Annotated in this window: 23 protein-coding genes; 7 read left to right on the forward strand and 16 right to left on the reverse strand. The window is 72.9% G+C overall.

Annotation, left to right across the window (positions count from 1 at the left end):
- The first annotated feature begins 76 nt into the window (after positions 1-76).
- Positions 77-733, forward strand: coding sequence for a TVP38/TMEM64 family protein (locus I4I81_RS12255; RefSeq protein ID WP_218602619.1), 657 nt, complete (start codon positions 77-79; stop codon positions 731-733).
- The gene (locus I4I81_RS12260) at positions 733-1,359 is read left to right on the forward strand and encodes a CDP-alcohol phosphatidyltransferase family protein (RefSeq protein ID WP_218602618.1); all 627 of its coding nucleotides are present in this window, start codon (positions 733-735) and stop codon (positions 1,357-1,359) included. Before I4I81_RS12255 ends, I4I81_RS12260 begins: the two co-directional genes overlap by 1 nt.
- Here I4I81_RS12260 and I4I81_RS12265 read toward each other — a convergent pair.
- The 4 genes from I4I81_RS12265 to I4I81_RS12280 form a co-directional block, all read right to left on the reverse strand.
- On the reverse strand, positions 1,341-2,804 hold the full coding sequence (locus I4I81_RS12265; RefSeq protein WP_218602617.1) for a dihydrolipoyl dehydrogenase family protein: 1,464 nt from the start codon (positions 2,802-2,804) through the stop codon (positions 1,341-1,343). The genes I4I81_RS12260 and I4I81_RS12265 overlap by 19 nt on opposite strands.
- The gene (locus tag I4I81_RS12270; RefSeq protein ID WP_218616043.1) at positions 2,801-4,204 is read right to left on the reverse strand and encodes a hypothetical protein; all 1,404 of its coding nucleotides are present in this window, start codon (positions 4,202-4,204) and stop codon (positions 2,801-2,803) included. The genes I4I81_RS12265 and I4I81_RS12270 overlap by 4 nt, the downstream gene beginning before the upstream one ends.
- Before the next feature lie 77 nt (positions 4,205-4,281).
- On the reverse strand, positions 4,282-4,677 hold the full coding sequence (locus I4I81_RS12275) for an SRPBCC family protein (RefSeq protein WP_218603082.1): 396 nt from the start codon (positions 4,675-4,677) through the stop codon (positions 4,282-4,284).
- A gap of 38 nt (positions 4,678-4,715) precedes the next feature.
- Complete coding sequence (locus tag I4I81_RS12280) at positions 4,716-5,390, reverse strand: haloacid dehalogenase type II (protein ID WP_218603081.1); 675 nt, start codon at positions 5,388-5,390, stop codon at positions 4,716-4,718.
- A 132-nt stretch (positions 5,391-5,522) separates the two neighbouring features.
- On the opposite strand from I4I81_RS12280, the gene I4I81_RS12285 reads away from it, so the two are divergent.
- The 3 genes from I4I81_RS12285 (at position 5,523) to I4I81_RS12295 (ending at position 8,218) form a co-directional block, all read left to right on the forward strand.
- Positions 5,523-6,269, forward strand: coding sequence for a Crp/Fnr family transcriptional regulator (locus I4I81_RS12285; protein WP_218603080.1), 747 nt, complete (start codon positions 5,523-5,525; stop codon positions 6,267-6,269).
- A gap of 93 nt (positions 6,270-6,362) precedes the next feature.
- Positions 6,363-6,905, forward strand: coding sequence for a carboxymuconolactone decarboxylase family protein (locus tag I4I81_RS12290; RefSeq protein ID WP_218603079.1), 543 nt, complete (start codon positions 6,363-6,365; stop codon positions 6,903-6,905).
- Between the two features lie 89 nt (positions 6,906-6,994).
- Positions 6,995-8,218, forward strand: coding sequence for a bifunctional alpha/beta hydrolase/OsmC family protein (locus tag I4I81_RS12295; protein ID WP_218603078.1), 1,224 nt, complete (start codon positions 6,995-6,997; stop codon positions 8,216-8,218).
- A 35-nt stretch (positions 8,219-8,253) separates the two neighbouring features.
- On the opposite strand, the gene I4I81_RS12300 is transcribed toward I4I81_RS12295, so the two are convergent.
- Both I4I81_RS12300 and I4I81_RS12305 read right to left on the reverse strand, forming a co-directional pair.
- Positions 8,254-9,519 (reverse strand): MFS transporter, encoded by a 1,266-nt coding sequence (locus I4I81_RS12300; RefSeq protein WP_218603077.1) that lies wholly within the window; start codon positions 9,517-9,519, stop codon positions 8,254-8,256.
- A gap of 90 nt (positions 9,520-9,609) precedes the next feature.
- The gene (locus I4I81_RS12305) at positions 9,610-9,795 is read right to left on the reverse strand and encodes a hypothetical protein (protein ID WP_218603076.1); all 186 of its coding nucleotides are present in this window, start codon (positions 9,793-9,795) and stop codon (positions 9,610-9,612) included.
- A gap of 372 nt (positions 9,796-10,167) precedes the next feature.
- On the opposite strand from I4I81_RS12305, the gene I4I81_RS12310 reads away from it, so the two are divergent.
- Together I4I81_RS12310 and I4I81_RS12315 are read left to right on the forward strand one after the other, a co-directional pair.
- Positions 10,168-10,920 carry a thioredoxin family protein gene (locus I4I81_RS12310; protein ID WP_225924557.1) on the forward strand — a complete coding sequence of 251 codons (753 nt, stop codon included), beginning with the start codon at positions 10,168-10,170 and terminating at the stop codon, positions 10,918-10,920.
- Positions 10,917-11,402, forward strand: coding sequence for a MerR family transcriptional regulator (locus tag I4I81_RS12315; RefSeq protein ID WP_218603075.1), 486 nt, complete (start codon positions 10,917-10,919; stop codon positions 11,400-11,402). Before I4I81_RS12310 ends, I4I81_RS12315 begins: the two co-directional genes overlap by 4 nt.
- On the opposite strand, the gene I4I81_RS12320 is transcribed toward I4I81_RS12315, so the two are convergent.
- From I4I81_RS12320 to I4I81_RS12365, 10 genes are all read right to left on the reverse strand, one after another.
- Positions 11,344-12,333 carry an arsenic resistance protein gene (locus tag I4I81_RS12320; RefSeq protein WP_218603074.1) on the reverse strand — a complete coding sequence of 330 codons (990 nt, stop codon included), beginning with the start codon at positions 12,331-12,333 and terminating at the stop codon, positions 11,344-11,346. The two genes, I4I81_RS12315 and I4I81_RS12320, sit on opposite strands and share 59 nt — an antisense overlap.
- Before the next feature lie 64 nt (positions 12,334-12,397).
- Complete coding sequence (fdxA, locus tag I4I81_RS12325) at positions 12,398-12,718, reverse strand: ferredoxin (RefSeq protein ID WP_218603073.1); 321 nt, start codon at positions 12,716-12,718, stop codon at positions 12,398-12,400.
- Positions 12,715-13,158 (reverse strand): MerR family transcriptional regulator, encoded by a 444-nt coding sequence (locus I4I81_RS12330; protein ID WP_218603072.1) that lies wholly within the window; start codon positions 13,156-13,158, stop codon positions 12,715-12,717. The genes fdxA and I4I81_RS12330 overlap by 4 nt, the downstream gene beginning before the upstream one ends.
- Before the next feature lie 69 nt (positions 13,159-13,227).
- Positions 13,228-13,476 (reverse strand): SHOCT domain-containing protein, encoded by a 249-nt coding sequence (locus I4I81_RS12335; protein WP_218603085.1) that lies wholly within the window; start codon positions 13,474-13,476, stop codon positions 13,228-13,230.
- Between the two features lie 68 nt (positions 13,477-13,544).
- Complete coding sequence (locus I4I81_RS12340) at positions 13,545-14,012, reverse strand: CBS domain-containing protein (protein ID WP_218603071.1); 468 nt, start codon at positions 14,010-14,012, stop codon at positions 13,545-13,547.
- A complete protein-coding gene (locus I4I81_RS12345; protein ID WP_218603070.1) occupies positions 14,009-14,209 on the reverse strand; it encodes a rhodanese-like domain-containing protein in 201 nt (66 codons plus the stop codon). Before I4I81_RS12345 ends, I4I81_RS12340 begins: the two co-directional genes overlap by 4 nt.
- A complete protein-coding gene (locus I4I81_RS12350; RefSeq protein ID WP_226363903.1) occupies positions 14,206-15,582 on the reverse strand; it encodes a dihydrolipoyl dehydrogenase family protein in 1,377 nt (458 codons plus the stop codon). Before I4I81_RS12350 ends, I4I81_RS12345 begins: the two co-directional genes overlap by 4 nt.
- Entirely contained in the window at positions 15,579-15,749 is a 171-nt protein-coding gene (locus I4I81_RS12355; protein WP_218603069.1) for a hypothetical protein, read from the reverse strand. The genes I4I81_RS12350 and I4I81_RS12355 overlap by 4 nt, the downstream gene beginning before the upstream one ends.
- A gap of 48 nt (positions 15,750-15,797) precedes the next feature.
- Positions 15,798-15,968, reverse strand: a complete 171-nt coding sequence (locus I4I81_RS12360) for a hypothetical protein (RefSeq protein WP_225924559.1) — start codon at positions 15,966-15,968, stop codon at positions 15,798-15,800.
- Entirely contained in the window at positions 15,965-16,324 is a 360-nt protein-coding gene (locus I4I81_RS12365; protein WP_225924560.1) for a hypothetical protein, read from the reverse strand. Before I4I81_RS12365 ends, I4I81_RS12360 begins: the two co-directional genes overlap by 4 nt.
- Positions 16,325-16,338 lie beyond the last annotated feature (14 nt).

A 16,338-nucleotide genomic window follows, 5' to 3' on the forward strand; every position in this document is an offset into this window, starting at 1 on the left:
GGCGAGCAGCTGATTCCGCGATCGGGGAAGCAATCGGCGGCACCAGCGGGTTCCCTGACCCGTGAGCGACGACCGCGTGCCGAGTACCCGACCCGACCGCTGGTGGATCCGGCCGCTGATCCTGGTGGGCGTGCTCGGGATCGGCGTCGCCGTGGCGGTTTCCGTCGGAGTGCCTCCGGTGGAGGACGTCCGCACCTGGGTGGACGGAGTGGGCTGGCTCGGTCCCCTCCTCTTCGCCGCGCTCTACGCGGTACTGGCCCTCACCCCGGCCCCGGCCACCGTTCTCAGCATCGCCGCCGGGGTGCTGTTCGGGCTGGCCGGCGGGCTCGCCGTCGTCATGGCCGGCGCCCTGCTCAGCGCGGTCGGGGCGTTCGGGCTGTCCCGCGGCCTGGGGCGGCGCGCCGTGGAGCGGGTCGACAACGACCGGCTGCGCCGCCTCGACGCGCTATTGCGCCGCCGCGGCCTGCTCGCCGTGATCGGCGTGCGGCTGGTGCCGCTGCTGCCGTTCAACGCGCTCAACTACCTGTGCGGCCTCACCGCCGTCCGCACCCGTGACTACGTGGCGGGCACCGCGGTCGGGATCCTGCCCGGGGCCACCGCCTTCGTCGCGATCGGTGCGTTCGGAACCGAGCCGGGCTCGCTGCCGTTCCTGCTCGCCGTCGGCGGGCTCGTCGCGTTGTCGGTGGCCGGGCTCGTCGTCGCTCGCCGCCGCCGGGCCGAACCGGCCACCTGATGTTCGACGCCCGGGCCCGCCGGCTGCTGGAACACCCGCTGGACCGCGCGGCCGCCGCGCTCGACGTCGCGGCCGTCACCCCGGACCGGATCACCGCCGCCGGACTGGTGCTCGGCCTGGGCAGCGCCGGGGCCGCCGCGGCCGGCTTGTGGACCGCGGCAGTGCTGCTGTGGCTGGCCTCCCGGCTCGCCGACGGGCTGGACGGCCCGCTCGCCCGGCGCCGGCGCACCAGGGGTGAGGTCGACGCGGGAGCGGGTGGGTTCTTCGACATCACCGCGGACTTCACCGTCTACGGCGCCACCGTCGTCGGGGTTGCGGTAGGCAGCAGCGCCGAGCTCGGCGGCGGACCACTGTGGCCGTTCCTGCTGGTGCTGCTTGCCTACTACATCAACGGTGCGGCGTTCCTGGCGTTCTCCTCCATCGCCGAGCGCACCGGCGCCACGATCGACGACGGCCGGTCGCTGTCGTTCCTGGGGGGTCTCGCCGAGGGCGGGGAGACGATCGTGGTGCACACCGTGTGGCTGCTGTTCCCGTTCTGGGCTCCGCAGATCGCGGTGGTGTGGGCCGCGCTGGTGGGCGTGAGCGCCGCCCACCGGATCGTGGCGGGTTACCGCGCGCTGCGGTGAGACCCTGCGCCCCGGTCCAGCCAGCGGCGGCGCAGCGCGGTGGCCGCGTGTGTGGCGCGCCGCGCCACCGGTCCGGCCAGCTGCTCGCGGACCTCGGCAACAGCGGCGTTCCACGGGCCGTCGCCCCAGGTGGGATAGGGGTGCATGACCCCGGCCAGGTCCCGGGCCCGCAGGCCCCGGTGGACGGCGAGGGTGAGCTCGGCCAGGGTCTCTCCCGCCCGCGGGCCGACGACGGTGGCCCCGACGATGTGGCCGCGCCGGTCGAGCACCAGCCGGGTGAAGCCGACGGTGCGTCCCTCGGCGATCGCGCGATCGACCTCGTCGTGCCGCCGGGTGCGGGTGGTCGTGCCGTCCGATTCCGCGGGCACCCCGACCGACGCGACCTCCGGGGAGGTGAACGTGACGCGGGGTACCGCGGTGACCTCGGCGGCGCGGCGCACACCCAGCACCGCGTTGGACGCCGCGGTGGATCCGTGCACCCCCGCGACGTGGGTGAACTGCGGGTGCCCGGTGACGTCCCCGGCCGCCCAGATCCGCGGGTTGCTGGTGCGCAGGTACGCGTCGACGGCGACGAACCCCCGGTCGTCGGTGGCGACCCCGGCCGCGTCGAGCCCGAGGCCGCGGGTGTCGGGGCGGCGGCCCACGGCGACGAGCACCCGGTCCGCGGGGATCCGACGCCCGTCGCCGAGCACCACCTCTGCCCCGTCCACGGCGGTGACCGGGGTCCCGGTGAGGACCGTCGCGCCGTCGCGGGCCAGCCCGTCGGTCACCAGCCGGGCGGCGTCGGGGTCCTCGTTGCCCAGGATCCGGTCGGCGGCCTCGACGATCGTGACGGTGCTGCCGAGGCGGGCGAAGGCCTGTCCCAGCTCGCATCCGATCGTGCCGCCGCCGAGCACGACGAGCCGGTCGGGCCGCTCGGTCAGGTCCCATACCGAGTCGCTGGTCAGCGGGTCAGTCTCGGCGAGCCCGGGGATCGGTGGGAGCGACGGGTCCGATCCGGTGGCGACCAGCGCCTGCCGGAAGCGCAGCCGCCGGCCGTCGACCTCGGCCGTCGCCAGGCCGGTGAACCTCGCGCTCCCGGCCGCGTACACGACATCCGCGGCGCGCATCGCCTCCGGCGAGTCCACGGGCTCGATCGTCGCGATCGCGGCCCGCACGTGGGCCATCACCTCGTCGAACGCGACCCGGACCCCGTCGACGTGCACCCCGAGCCGGGCCGCGCCGCGGGCGTCCGCCGCGGCCGACGCCGCGGCGAGCAGCGCCTTGCTCGGGACGCAGCCCGTCCACAGGCAGTCCCCGCCCGGCCGGTCGCGCTCCACCATCAGCACCGACGCCCCGAACGACGCCGCCGTGCGCGCCCCGACCAGGCCCGCGGTGCCGCCGCCGACGACGAGCAGGTCCCACGCGCTCCCATCGGGCGGCGGCGGGAGGGCTGATGAGGTCATCGGGTTCCGTTCCGGCGGCGGGCGGTGGGCATCGGGAGCAGGACGGTCAACTCGGCGTTCTCCTTCGGGTCCAGCAGGCTGTGCTGTACGCAGGCCGGGACGAGCGTCCCGGTCTCGGGGTGGGCCATCGCGTAGTGGCACGCGGCGAGCCGTTCCTGGGTCTCCCGCAGCCGGGGGTCGTCGCTGAGGACGCCCTGCTGCGTGAGCTCCCAGGCGGGTGCCACGTCGGCGGCGTCCATGAACCGGTGCATCACGAACGTGAGCGGGCGGACGCCGTGGCGCAGCAGCGGCCGTAGCCCGACCCGGCGCACCGTGCGCGCCGCCCAGCCGAGCGCCACCGACAGGACGCACGGGTGCCGCGCCACCAGCCGCGCCAGCTTCACCGCCAGCAGCGGCCGGGGTGTGGCGGCGAGCCCGATGCCAGAGAGCCGGCGGAAGACCTCGTCCCGGACGCGCAGGTCGCGGGAGTCGTCGCCGTCGAGCACCGGGTACCAGCGCGGCCCGACGGATAAGCCGTACGCGGTGCGGTTGCAACGCACGTCGCCGTTCTCGAACACCCGATGGTCCAGCCGGGTGCCGGCGCCGCGCTCGATCTGCGCCCACACCGCGTCCGCGCTCACGTCCCCGGCGCGGTACTCCTCGCGCCAGCGCCGGTCGTCGCCGACGAACGCGGCGGGTTGGAACGACAGCATGCCGAACCCCATCGCCCCCACCTCCCGGACGACGTCGGCCACCTCCCCCACATTCACCGGGGTGACCGTCATGTTGTGCGCCAGGAACGAGCGCACCCCGTGCTCGCGGCGCAGCCGCGCGAACCGCTCGACGAAGCGGCGCCGGTACGGGTGCAGCGACGCCTCGTCGGGCGGGCGCGGGATCCCACGACGGCCGAACATCAACGAGTCGAAGTGCCCCGCGAACGACACCCGGTCCAGCCGCCTGTGCCCGTCCGGGCCCAGCACCAGCCGGTCGAGGTAGTCGTCGTCGACGTCCCCGTGGGTCATGCTCATCGGCTCGCGCCCGTGCCGGCGCATGATCAGCAGCGACTCGGCGTGGTCGTCGGGCGGCAGCAGCGTCACCTCGCCGCCGATCAGCTGCGCGTGCGCCCGCGGCCCGCGCAGCCGCTGCAGCGTCGCCATCTGCGCCTGCACCTGCGCGCGGGTGTGCGCGCCGTCGACGCGGACCCGGTTGGCGTCGCGCGAGTGGTAGCACGGCGTGCAGGCCAGGTCGCACGCCGGGAACACGCCGTGCGTGCCCTCGCAGCCCACCCCGAACCGGCCCAGGACCTGCCCCGGGGTCTTCACCACGTCGGGCAGCTCCGCCCAGCGGCGCGCCAGCGCCGCGGCGAACGCGGGGTCGGCGGGCCGGGTCCGCCGCTCCCACTCGCGTATCCGATCGAGCACGTCGTGATCCCTTCCCTGCGCCGACGGTGGTGGTCGCGCAGGGAACCCGGGCCGGGTCACGGATCTTCCAGGAGTTCTCAGCCGCGCGACTCGCAGTAGGACTTGAGCCCGCGCAGGCCGTCCTCGATCGCCGGGCCGAGGGTGCCCGCGACCTCGTCGGGGGTGACCTCGGTGCTGTAGACGACCAGGCTGGCGCCGCCCTGCTCGAGCACGTCGACCGTGCCCAGGTGCGACTCCACCGGGACCCCGCCACCGACGATCCGGTACTGGAACCGGCGCAGCTCGGCGTCGTTGGTGACGATCTCCTCGTCGAGCGGGACGTCGCCGTCGAGCATGCAGTGCCGCTCGCCGCCACCTGCCTCCGAGGTCGCCACCATCGGGAACCACGCCGAGATGCTGCCGGCATCGCTCACCACCGACCACACCTCATCGGCCGGGCGGTCGATCGTCAGGTGGGTACGCAGGGTTGCCATCAGGTACTGCTCCTTCTTCTCGGGTGTTGCGTCATCGTTCAGCGGGCGGGCAGGGCCGTGAGCGCCTTGGCCACGTCCACCAGGTCCTCGCCGAGCACATCGGCCCTGGTGAAGATCTCCGCGTAGTGCCGCTCCAACCGCCCGGCCCACCCGGTGGTCAGCCCGGCCGCGTGCGCGCCGTGGCAGTCGAAGGCGTGCACCGCCACCAACGCCACCTCCTCCGCCGGGCGGCCGATCCGGGACAGCGCGTGGTCGTAGACCGCGCGCGGCGGCTTCCACATCCGCACGTCGGCCACGCTGATCACCTGCTCGACGAACCGGTCCAGGCCGCTGCGCTCCAGGAACGCCTCGGTGGTCTCCCGGGCCCCGTTGCTCAGGCACACCACGTCGATCCCTGCCTCGGTGAGCACCCGCATGGCCTGCTCGGCGTCGGGCTGGGCGGGCAGCGTCGCGAACCCGTCCATCACGTGCGTCACGTCCTCGTCGGAGAGCCGACCGCCGCCGATCACGCGCAGCGCGGCCTTGCCGACCGCCGGGAACGGCTCGTAGTCCCCGGACAAGGTCAGGGCCATGCCGTCGCGCAGCATCCGGTCGAACCACCGCTCCAACGTCGAGTCGGGCAGCCCGATCTCGACGAACCGCGCGCGCAACGGCTCCAGCGAGATCAGGGTCTCCACGACGTCGAAGGCGACGGTGTGCGGGCGGTGGACCACCGGGGCTCCTTCTGCAGGGGAGTCGGGCGGACCGAGGATCCACCCCGATCACGGCCTCCGCTGACCAGAGCAGGGAACCCGCTGGTCCCGACCCCCAACCGGGGACTGTCAGCGAGGTGACACGATCCGTGGATGGAGCTCAGCCGGTGGTCCCAGGCGCTGCGGACCGCACGAGCCGGATCAGTGACCGCCGACGCCACCGTCCGCGACGCCGCGTGGGTCGCGCGCTGCGTCGGGCGCGGCACCAACGCGCCGCTCGCCCCGGCCGACGTGGCCGCGTTGGCCGCGACCCTGCAACCGGTCGACCTGGCCGCCGGGGCGCCGCTGTTCGGGGCGTCGACCGGGTCCGACCCCGGGGTGTGGATCATCCGTTCGGGCCACGTCGAGCTCAGCGTCGCCTCCGGCCGCAACCGGGTCGTCGTCGGGGTGCTGCGTCCCGGCGACGTCGAGGGCGACATCCCGCTGCTGCTCGGGCTGGCCCTGCCCTACGCGGCCCGCGCCGTCGACGCCGTCACCTGCCTGCACCTGCGCCCCGCGGACTTCGAGGAGCTGCTCGCCCGGCACCCCGCGATCGCCCGCCGGTGGCTCTCCAGCGTCGCGCAACGCCTCGCGACCAGCCACGAACGGCTCATCGCGCTGCTCGGCAGGCCGCTGCCGGCGCAGCTGGCCGGGCTGCTGCTCGACGAGGCGGACCACGACCCGGACGGCGGCGGGGTCGTCCGGCTGCCTCAGCGCACCCTGGCCGCGATGCTCGGCGTCGCCCGACCCTCGCTCAACAAGATCCTCAAGGACTTCGAGCGGCACGGGCACGTCGAGGTCGGCTACTCCTCGGTGCGGCTGCTCGACGTCGCGGCCCTGCAGCGGACCCGATCAGCCTGATCCTGTCGTCTCGCTGACAGTGCCGGTGTGAACCTCGGCCGTGCCCGGTTACCCCGAGAGTTCGAGCACAACAGTCGACCTTCAGGAGGCACCATGCCCCGCGTTCCCGTCCACACCCTCGACGACGCCCCCGAGCAGACCCGACCCACGCTCGAGACGCTGAGCAAGAAGATGGGCAAGCTGCTCAACATCCACGCCCTGATGGCGCACTCCCCCGTCGTCCTCGCCACCTACGCCGCCATGCAGGAGGCCATCGCCACCCACGGCACCTTCGACGGGAAGACCCGCGAGGCCATCGCCCTCGCGGTCGGCGCGGCCGACAACTGCGACTACTGCCAGTCCGCGCACACCCTCGGCGGCAAGGCCGCGGGCCTCGACGCCGACACCATGCTCGCGGCCCGGGCCGGACGACCGACCGGTGACGACCGGCTCGACACCCTGCTCGCCGTCGCCCGCGAGGCCACCCTCGACGTGGGCGCCGTGCAGGACGGCACCTGGAAGCAGGCCCAGGCCGCCGGCTGGAGCGACCAGGAGCTCACCGAGGCGTTCGCCCACATCGCCGCCAACCTCTACACCAACTACTTCAACCACTACGTCGGCACCGAGCTGGACGTCCCCCAGGCCCCGGCCGTCTGAGCCCGAGCATCAGCACCGCCCCGGTCGTCCACACGGACGGCCGGGGCCCGCTGTCGGAATCGCGACGAGGGCTACCGGGTTCCGATCACGTGACACGTGTCCGACACACCATCGGCGGCGCCGGAGCCCCGCTCGCCGCCCACCTCGACCTGCCGGCGCGACCACCGCTGGGGCTCGCCCTGCTGGCGCACTGCTTCACCTGCAGCAAGGACCACCGGGCCACGACGCGGACCGCCCGCGGCCTCACCGCCCGCGGCATCGGAGTGCTCCGCCTGGACTTCACCGGGCTGGGCGAGTCCGGTGGGGAGTTCGGCGACTCGACGTTCTCGATGAACGTCGAGGACCTCGTACGAGCCGCCGACTGGCTGCGGGCCGAGGTCGGCGCACCGACCCTGCTCGTCGGGCACTCGCTGGGCGGTGCCGCCGTCATCGCCGCGGCCTCCCGGATCCCGGAGGTGCGGGCCGTGGCGACGATCGGCGCCCCGTTCTCCCCCGACCACGTGACGCACCTGTTCGACCCACACCCGTTCGATGGGGCCCGTCCGGAGATCGAAGTCGGCGGGACCGCCGTGGTGCACATCGGCGGGCGCCCGTTCCAGGTCCGGCGCGCCTTCCTCGACGACATCGCCGACCAGCCCCAACACAGCCGCCTCGCCGCGCTCGACCGCCCGCTGCTGGTGCTGCACGCCCCCGATGACGACATCGTCGACGTCGGCAACGCCCGGTCGATCCTCGACGCCGCCGGGCCGACGGCGTCGTTCGTCGCCCTCGACGGCGCCGACCACCTGCTCACCCGGCCCGCCGACGCCGACCGGGTCGCCGCCATCATCGCCGCCTGGGCCGCGCCCTACCTCGACCAGGCCCAGCTCGACCGGACGGCCCCGGAGCCGGGCACCGTCGAGGTGAGCGAGAACGGTGTCGGCCGGTTCACCCAGCGCATCCGCACCGCGCAGCACGAGTGGTCTGCCGACGAACCGCCGTCCGCCGGTGGTCTCGGCAGCGCCCCCGACCCCTACCAGCTGCTGCTCTCCGCCCTCGGAGCGTGCACGACCATGACCATGCGGATGTACGCCGAGCGCAAGGGGTGGGACCTGCGGCGCAGCACCGTGACCCTCACCCACGACAAGCTGCACGCCGCGGACTGCGTCTCCTGCGAGACCGACACCGGCCGGCTCGACCGGATCGTCCGCGCGATCCACCTCGACGGAGACCTCGACGACACCCAGCGCGCGGCGTTGCTGGCGATCGCCGACCGCTGCCCGGTGCACCGCACCCTGCACTCCGAGATCGTCGTCGAGACCGACGCGGTGTGATCGGCTCCGGCTGCCGCCGTAGGTTGTCCAGCGGGTCACCACGCACTGCCGGTCTCGTCTTCCCCCTCAGCGGGATCACGGAGATGTGGTCGCGCTGCGGCCGGGCGGGCGCCGGTCCATCCGATGGCGGCGGCGAGCAACAGCAGGGCGCCGCCGAGGGCGTAGACGGCCTGGATGCCGATGGCGGCGGCGAGCAGTCCGCCGACGAGCAGCGAGACCAGCCGCCCGAGCTGCCAGAGCATGTCGAAGGCTGCGAAGATCCGCCCGCGCAGGGCGTCGGGGGTGTGGGATTGGAGTAGGGAGTTGAAGGTGACCGCGCCGGTCGAGGTGCCCAGCCCGTAGGCGGCGAGCGCGACCAGGGCCAGCGGCAGCGCGGTGAAGACGGCCAGGACGACGTCGACCAGGCCGCGCAGGACGTAGGGGCCGAACACGAACACCGGGCGGCGGGGATCGTCGACCAGCCGGGTCAGCAGGAACGGGCCGAGCGCCGCACCGACACCGATCGCGCCGAGCAGCAGCCCATATGCCGACGGTGCGACGGCGAGGTGGTCGCGGGCGAGCACCACCAGCAGCGCGCTGGTCGCGCCGGCGGACAACGCCGCGAGCAGCTGCCCGGCCGCCAGCACCCGCAGCAGCCGGTCGCCGGTGAGGACGCGCAGCCCGGTGACGGCGTCGGCGAAGAACCCGCGCCGCTCGGTCGAGGGCGGTGGTGCGGGGAGGCGCAGCCCGATGAGCAGGACGGCGCTGACGGCGAAGCTGGCGGCGTTGGCCCCGAACGCCGGTCCGGCACCGAATGCGGCGTAGAGGACCCCCGCGGCCGGGGCGAGCGCGATCTGTGACAGCACCGCGGCGGTCCAGATCCCGCTGTTCGCGGCCACCAGCTCGTGGTCGCGGACCAGGGTCGGCAGGGCGCTGTTCGCGGCCGGGTTGAACAGCACCGCGCCGACCGAGAGCCCGAACGCGATCACGTACACCGCGACCACGTTGTCCCCGACGACGATCAGCGCCGCGGCCAGTACGCCGCGCCACAGGTCCGCGGCGACCATCACCAAGACCCGTGGCAGCCGGTCGACCAGCGTGCCGGCCAGCGGGGCGAGCAGCAGCACCGGCGCGATCTCGGCGAACACGACCGCGCTGACCTCCAGCGCCGAGCCGGTCAGGTCGAACACCAACAACACCAACGCCACCGTGGCGAACACGTCCCCCGCCTGCGAGGCCGTGCGGGCCGACCAGAGTCGCCGGTAGCCGGGCTGGGCGAACACCGCCCGCAGCCCGACCCGGGCCGGCGAACCACCGATCATGTCGCCGCCACCCACGACCAGCCGCGGAGCGGCCCGGGGCACTCAACGCCGGAGTCCGCCGTCGGGCCGTCGCAGGGGGCCCGTCCGTGGCTACGAGCAGCCGGCGCCGGGCTGGTGACCGACCGGGAACACCCAGCGGAAGGTGCTCAGGACCGGCTGGTGACACCAGCAGCTCGGTGCACAGCCACAGCGGACCGCGCCCATGGCCTCGACGAAGCGTCCGATCACGGCGAAGAGCAGGTACACCGACGCACCACGGACCAGGACCCGCCTCATGGGCGCAGGGTAGCGCGACGGGCAGCAGCCGGGACCGAGTTCGGTGTCGCAGGGTCACGTCGCGCTCGGCTCCGTCCCGACACCGTCGGGTGCAGGTTTGATCACAGGTCCCTCGCTCGTCCTCATCTGCCAGCATGACCCCGTACCCGAGTACAGGGTCAGCGCTCTTCGGCCTCGGCGGCGATACCGCGCGAGAGGTCACTAGGCCAACGCCGAAGGCAACCGGCCGCCGCAGAGCACAGCTGCTGGTGCGACCGGATCGCCTCCTCGACACCGACACGGGGGCACACATCCGACAGTTCACCCCGCCGCGGCCCGACCAGCTCGTAACTCGCCTACTTGCATCCGGTACCTAGGTACAGACTTACCGTGATGTCGGGGCCCGAGATGCGGACTGTGATGGAGGCGAGTGCGGTGCACGACACGACCAGTGCCGGCGTCCTGACCGAGGTCGGTGACGCGACGTTCGATCGGCAGGTGCGCACGGGCGCTGGGCCGGTGCTGGTGGAGTTCTTCGCGACCTGGTGCGGGAACTGCCGCCGGTTCGCACCGACACTGCAACAGGTGGCGGCCGAGTACGCCGACCGGGTACCGGTCGTCACGGTCAACGCCGACGAGAACCCGGAGCTGGTGCGCCGCTACGAGATCTCCTCGACCCCGACACTCATGCTGTTCGAGGGCGGTGAACCGATCCGCACGCTGGTGGGTGCGCAACCCGCGCAGGCGGTGCGCGACCTGCTGGACCCGGTCCTGACTCGAAGCGCAGGTGCCGCTGCGGCGTTGCCGGCCCCGTCGGGGTCGTGGGTGCCGGCGGATGCGTGCACGCTGCCCATCGCGGAGCAGCCGTTGCGGGTCGCGGAGTTCGACGCCCTGTTCACGGGCGCGCTGCGTCGGCTGGAGCGGCGGGAACCAGGTTGGTTGCGGCTGGTCCTGGCGGGCGACCCGGACGTGGAGGCCTCCGCGCGGGAGCTGATCGCCCGGGAGTCCACGTGCTGCTCGTTCTTCGACTTCCAGCTCACCCCCGACCGTGGGGAGCTCCAGCTCGACGTGCGGGTCCCCGACACCCGGGTCGACGTGCTCGACGGGATCATCCGACAGGCACACGCAGCGGGCTCGAGGTCATGACCGGGGCTCTGCGTTCGGGGCAGCTGGCCGCCGCGGCCGGGGTGAGCGTGCAGACCCTGCGCTACTACGAGCGCCGCGGCCTGCTCCCCGACCCGCAGCGCTCACTGGGCGGGCACCGCGAGTACGGACCGGACGCGCTGCGGGTGCTGCGGACCATCAAAGCGGTGCAGCAGCTCGGGTTCACCCTCGACGAGATCACCGACCTGCTCGACCTCGGGTCGCACCGCGGCCCGCGACCAGGGCTGCGCGCGGCCGCACGAGCCAAGCTCGCCGACGTCGACACCAAGATCGCCGACCTGACCGCGGTCCGGGCCACCCTGCTCGACGTCCTCGACGCCGGATGCACCGACCTGGACACCTGCTCGTGCGCGGCGTCGTGCCCGATCCCGTTCCGCGCCCTCGCCCACCCCGTTGACGTGCCGATTAGCGCATCGACCGTGCCTGCGCAGGGACCAGCCACGGGACGGCGCGCACGTAGATGACCATGCCGATCAGCTCGACCAGGGTTTGGGTGACCACGATGACCGGGGTGATGGCGTAGGCCTCGGGCAGGGCGAGGGCCAGGGGAAGCACGACGAGGGAGTTGCGGGTGGCCCCGCTGAAGATCAGGGCCCGGGAGGAGGGGACGTCGAGTCGGAACACTCGGGCGAGCAGCAGACCGAGACCGGCCATGACCACGAGGAATGCCACGTAGAGCGGTACCACGCTCATGACCGCCCCGACCTGGTCTTCGATCTGGGGGAACTGGCTGGCGACCACGACGAACAGGGTCGCGGTCATCAACGGCACCATCGCGGCGTTCATCGCGGAGGTGATCCGCTGGCCGGAGCGATGCCGGGCGGCGAGGGTCTCTGTGGCCCACGCCAACCCCAGGGGCAACACGATGAGGATCAGGAAGGCCTCCAGGAACGGGCCGATCTCCACGATGTCGGCCAAGCCCGGCCCCATGAACAGCACCAGCATCAACGGCAGGGCCACCATCTGGGCCAGCATCAGCAGCGGGGCCGCGGCCAGGAGCCGCTGGTGGGCGCCGCCGGCGAGCCCGGAGAACACGATCACGTAGTCGATGCAGGGGGTCAGCAGCACCAGCAGGACACCCAGCAGCACCGCCTGCGGTAGCGGGATCAGCGCGATCGCCGCGGCCACCACCACCGGCACGACGACGAAGTTGAGCACCATCGTGGCGCTGAGGAACCGCACGTCGCGGAAGGCGCGGGTCAGCGCCGTGAACGGCACCTGCAGGAACGTCGCGTACAGCAACGCCCCGAGCACCGGGTAGATCGCCAGTTCCAGAGCCGACGCGCCCCCCGGCAGGACCAGCCCGGCGACCGCTCCCAGGACCAGGGCGGCGAGGTAGATGACGATCTGGTGGCGTTCGAGCCACTCCACTCGTGACAGGGACACGCTGCACATTTCCCGGGGGTTCAGGGGTCCCGCAGGAAGGCGGCGACCAGGATCGTGGTGGTGGGTGCGCCGGCTACGCCGGCTGCGGGGGCAAGGCCGCGACCACTGGATGATCGACAGCAAGGGGGCCGGTCTTGGCGGCACCGCCCGGCGAGCCCAGCTCGGTGAAGAACTCCGCGTTCACCCGCGTGTAGTCCGACCACTGCTGCGGTAGGTCGTCCTCGTAGTAGATGGCCTCCACCGGGCACACCGGTTCGCAGGCGCCGCAGTCCACACACTCGTCCGGCTGGATGTAGAGCATCCGCCCGCCCTCGTAGATGCAGTCCACCGGGCATTCCTCGATGCACGCCTTGTCCATGACGTCCACGCAGGGCTGCGCGATCACGTAGGTCACTGCGTCACGCCCGCTTCGTCGCGGGTGGAGCCGCGCAGCTCCAGGAAGGAGCACGTCGGGTCGCATTGCGTTGCCCGGTCCGGCAGTGCGTCCAGGTGCGCCAGTGACGCGCGCAGCGAGGTGGAGAACACCTCCAGCTCGGCGGCTCGTCGTTCGGCGTCGGCGATGCGGGCGCTGATCATCGGCCGCAGCTGGGCCCGCACTCCGGAACACGTCCCGTGCTCCCACGCCGAGAGCAGCTCGCGGATCTCGTGGAGTTGCAGCCCCACGTGCTTGGCCGCGCGGATGAACTCCAGTCGCTCGACTGCTTGTTCCTCGTAGACCCGGTACCCCGACTCGCTGCGCTGGGCCGGGAGCAACCCGGCGGAGTCGTAGAACCGCAGCGTCGTCGCCGGGACACCACTGCGCTCGGCCAACTGGGAGATCCGAAAGCTACCCACACCCCGGACGGTAAACCTTCCAGTCGAGTCGAAGGTCAAGCCTCGTCGGTTCGATCACACTCGCCGAGGTCACCTCCAGTGGGTCAGCGTGGAGAGGCGCCGCTCGTACTCCTCGTCGTCGATCTCGCCGGCGGCGTAGCGCTCGCGCAGCCGGTCCCGCGCGGTGTCACCACCGACGGCGGCGACGTCGCCCTGCCGCGTGCGCAACCGCCGGTAGACCGAGACCGTGCCCACGGCTGCCAGCACGAGCAGCGCGAGGACCGTGACGAGGAACAGGACCATCCACAGCCCCATCCCCGCCGTCATTCCATCGCTCATCATTCCGTCCATCACGGTCATGACCTCCTCATCGATTGTGCGGGTTCGTGGGATCCGTTCTCGTGCTGTTACAGGTCGCCGGGATGGACCGTGCCGAGCAGGCGCCCGTCCGGGTCGGCGACGATCGCGTAGGTCAACCCCTTGCCGACCAGCCGGTCCTTGATCGCGGCGGTGGGCTCGTGCGGGCGCAGCGTGGACGGCCCGGCCTCCATCACCTCGCCCGCCGCCCGGGTGGGATCGGTGTCGTCGAGGACAGCGGCGCGCAGCCGCCCGAGCAGGATCCCGTCGGCGGTGGTGACCAACGAGAAGCGGTGCGCGGAGCGGGCGACCCGGGCCCGGACCTGAGCGATGAGCTCGTCCGGCCGGGCGGTGGTCACCTCGTGGCGCAGGTGCCGGCCGATCGTCGGGGTGTCGGCGTCGGTTCCTTCGACCGGCTGGTTGCGGGCGAGCCAGTCGACCTTGCCCGGCACGTAGTCATAGACCTGGGTGAACCCGAGCGTGGCGAGCCGGCACGCGGCTCGTGGCTCATATCTCAAAGGGCGTCCCAGCAGTACAGGACCACCGGCCGCGACCGGTCGAGCCCGGCGGTGGTGGCTGCGTCGAGGGTCTTGAGCGGGATGTTGACCGCGCCCGGCAAGTGCATCTCGGTGTACTCGCCGACGGGCAGCACCTCGACCAGCTGCGCCCCGTCGTCGAGCAGCCGGCGCAACGCCGGGTAGAGAACCGCTGTCATCGTGGGCCTCCGTGATCGGTGTCGGTGAGGTCGAGTTGCTCCAGCGCGGCATGGAAACCCTCGCTGTAGGTGGGGAACTGGGCGACTTGGTCGAGCAGCACCTCGATCGGGATCGCGGTGCGGATGGCCAGGGCCGCGTGGTGGATCCATTCCCCGGCCATCGGGGCCACCGCCCAGGCGCCGAGCAGGACGCCCTGGTCGGGGTCGGCGAGCAGCCCGAGATGACCCCAGGGGTTCTGCTCGTAGGTCCACGGGCGGGCGAGCGCGCCGGTGAGGTCGAGTTCCGTGGTGGTGGTGCGCCGGCCCTGCTGGGCGGCCTGGGCTTGTGTGAGGCCGACGGCGGCGACCTCGGGGTCGGTGAACACCACCCGCGGGATGCCCCCGTAGGTGGCGGGATGCGGGCGGCCGAGGATGGCGTCGGCGGCGATCCGACCCTGGTACTTCGCGACGTGGGTGAATGGCATGACCGCGGTGACGTCCCCGATCGCCCACACCCCCTCGGCGGCCCGGCAGTGCTCGTCGACGCCGATCTCGCCGTTCTCCCCGGGAGTGACGCCGATCGTGTCCAGGCCCAGGCCGCTGGTGCGCGGGCGACGGCCTGCACCGACGACCACGACGTCGCAGCGCAGCCCGGTCCCGTCGTCGAGGGTGAGCACGGTGTCGGCGCCGTCGCGGTGGGCGGCGGTGGCGGTGGCTCCGGTGCGCACGTCGACCCCCTCGGCGCGCATCCGCTCGCCGAGCAGTTCCCCGACGCGGGGTTCCTCGCGGGCCAGCAGCGTGGCCGATCGCTCGACGATGGTGACGTGGGCGCCGAAGCGGTGCAGGAACCCGCCGAGCTCGGCGCCGACGGCGCTGCCGCCGAGCATGGCGACCCGGTCGGGGATCTCGGTCAGGGTGGTGGCCTCCCGGTTGGTCCACACCGGGACGGTGTCCAGTCCCTCGACCGGGGGCAGGACGGCGTCGGAGCCGGTGGCGATGATGAGGTGGGGAGCGCGCAGCGTGTGGCCGTTGACCTCGACGGTGCCGGGCCCGGTGATGCGGCCGGCGCCCTTGACGACGGTGGCGCCGGACTTCTCGTAGCCGGTGACCTGGTTGCTGTCGTCGAGCTGGCGGATCATGTCGTCGCGCCAGGCGCGGGTGGCGGGCCAGTCCAGGCGGGCGCCCTCGACGCCGGCGGCCCGCTCGACCTCGGCGCTCGCCTCGGGTGGGCGCAGCAGCGTCTTGGACGGGATACACGCCCAGTAGCCGCATTCGCCGCCGATCAGTTCCTGCTCGATGACCGCGACCCTCCGGCCGGCGGCCAGCAGACGGGAAGCGGCGACCTCCCCGCCGGGACCCATGCCGATGACGATGGCGTCGAACTGCTCGCTCACCGCCGGCCGCCTTCCACCGGTGCCGGGCCCACGTCGGGAAGCGGGGTCAGCGCACCCGTGCCTACAGCGAGGTCGTAGACGGCGCGGTAGCGGCGGCGCTGCTCGGTGCGCTGTTCGACGTCAGGGCTGTGCACGGTACGGCTGTCCAGATCGGTCGGGATCGGCATCGGGGCACTCCTTTATCTGTGGGCGGGGCGAGCGGGTCAGATAGAGAATCAGGGGCGGCGGCCGCGCGGGCTCCAGGCGGTCTCGGTGACCGCGGCGACGGCCAGCCCGAACACCAGGTGCGCGGCGATCCCGCGCAGGTGCGTGATCAGCGGGTAGTCCAGGTTGGGGGCGGAGAACCCGAACGCCGGGGTCATCAGCTCGTCGGCGAGCACGCTCATCGCCGCCCCGGTCGCCAACCCCGCGGTGATCGGGCGCAGCGCGGTGGTGCGGCGCAGCAGCCCGTAGAGCGGCGCCCAGGAGATCGCGCCAGCCCGTAGTGGGCCACCAACGACGCACGGTCCAGCTGTGCGCCGCTCAAGTCGAGCCCGGCCAGGCGGGTCAGCTTCTCGGCGGCGATCCGGTCGGGTGGTCCCGGGCGGGCGGCGTCCTCCTGGGCCCGGTCGGTGTCGGATTCGAGCTCGTAGAGCTTCTGCGACACCGGTTCCATCGCCTTGGTGCCCAGGTAGCCGGCCAGCGCGGCCACGCCGAGGTCCTCCGCGGCCCCGCGGATCCTCGTGGGTGTAGCGATCGACATGATGTTCTCCTCGT

Source organism: Pseudonocardia abyssalis, from assembly GCF_019263705.2.
GTDB classification, from domain to species: domain Bacteria; phylum Actinomycetota; class Actinomycetes; order Mycobacteriales; family Pseudonocardiaceae; genus Pseudonocardia; species Pseudonocardia abyssalis.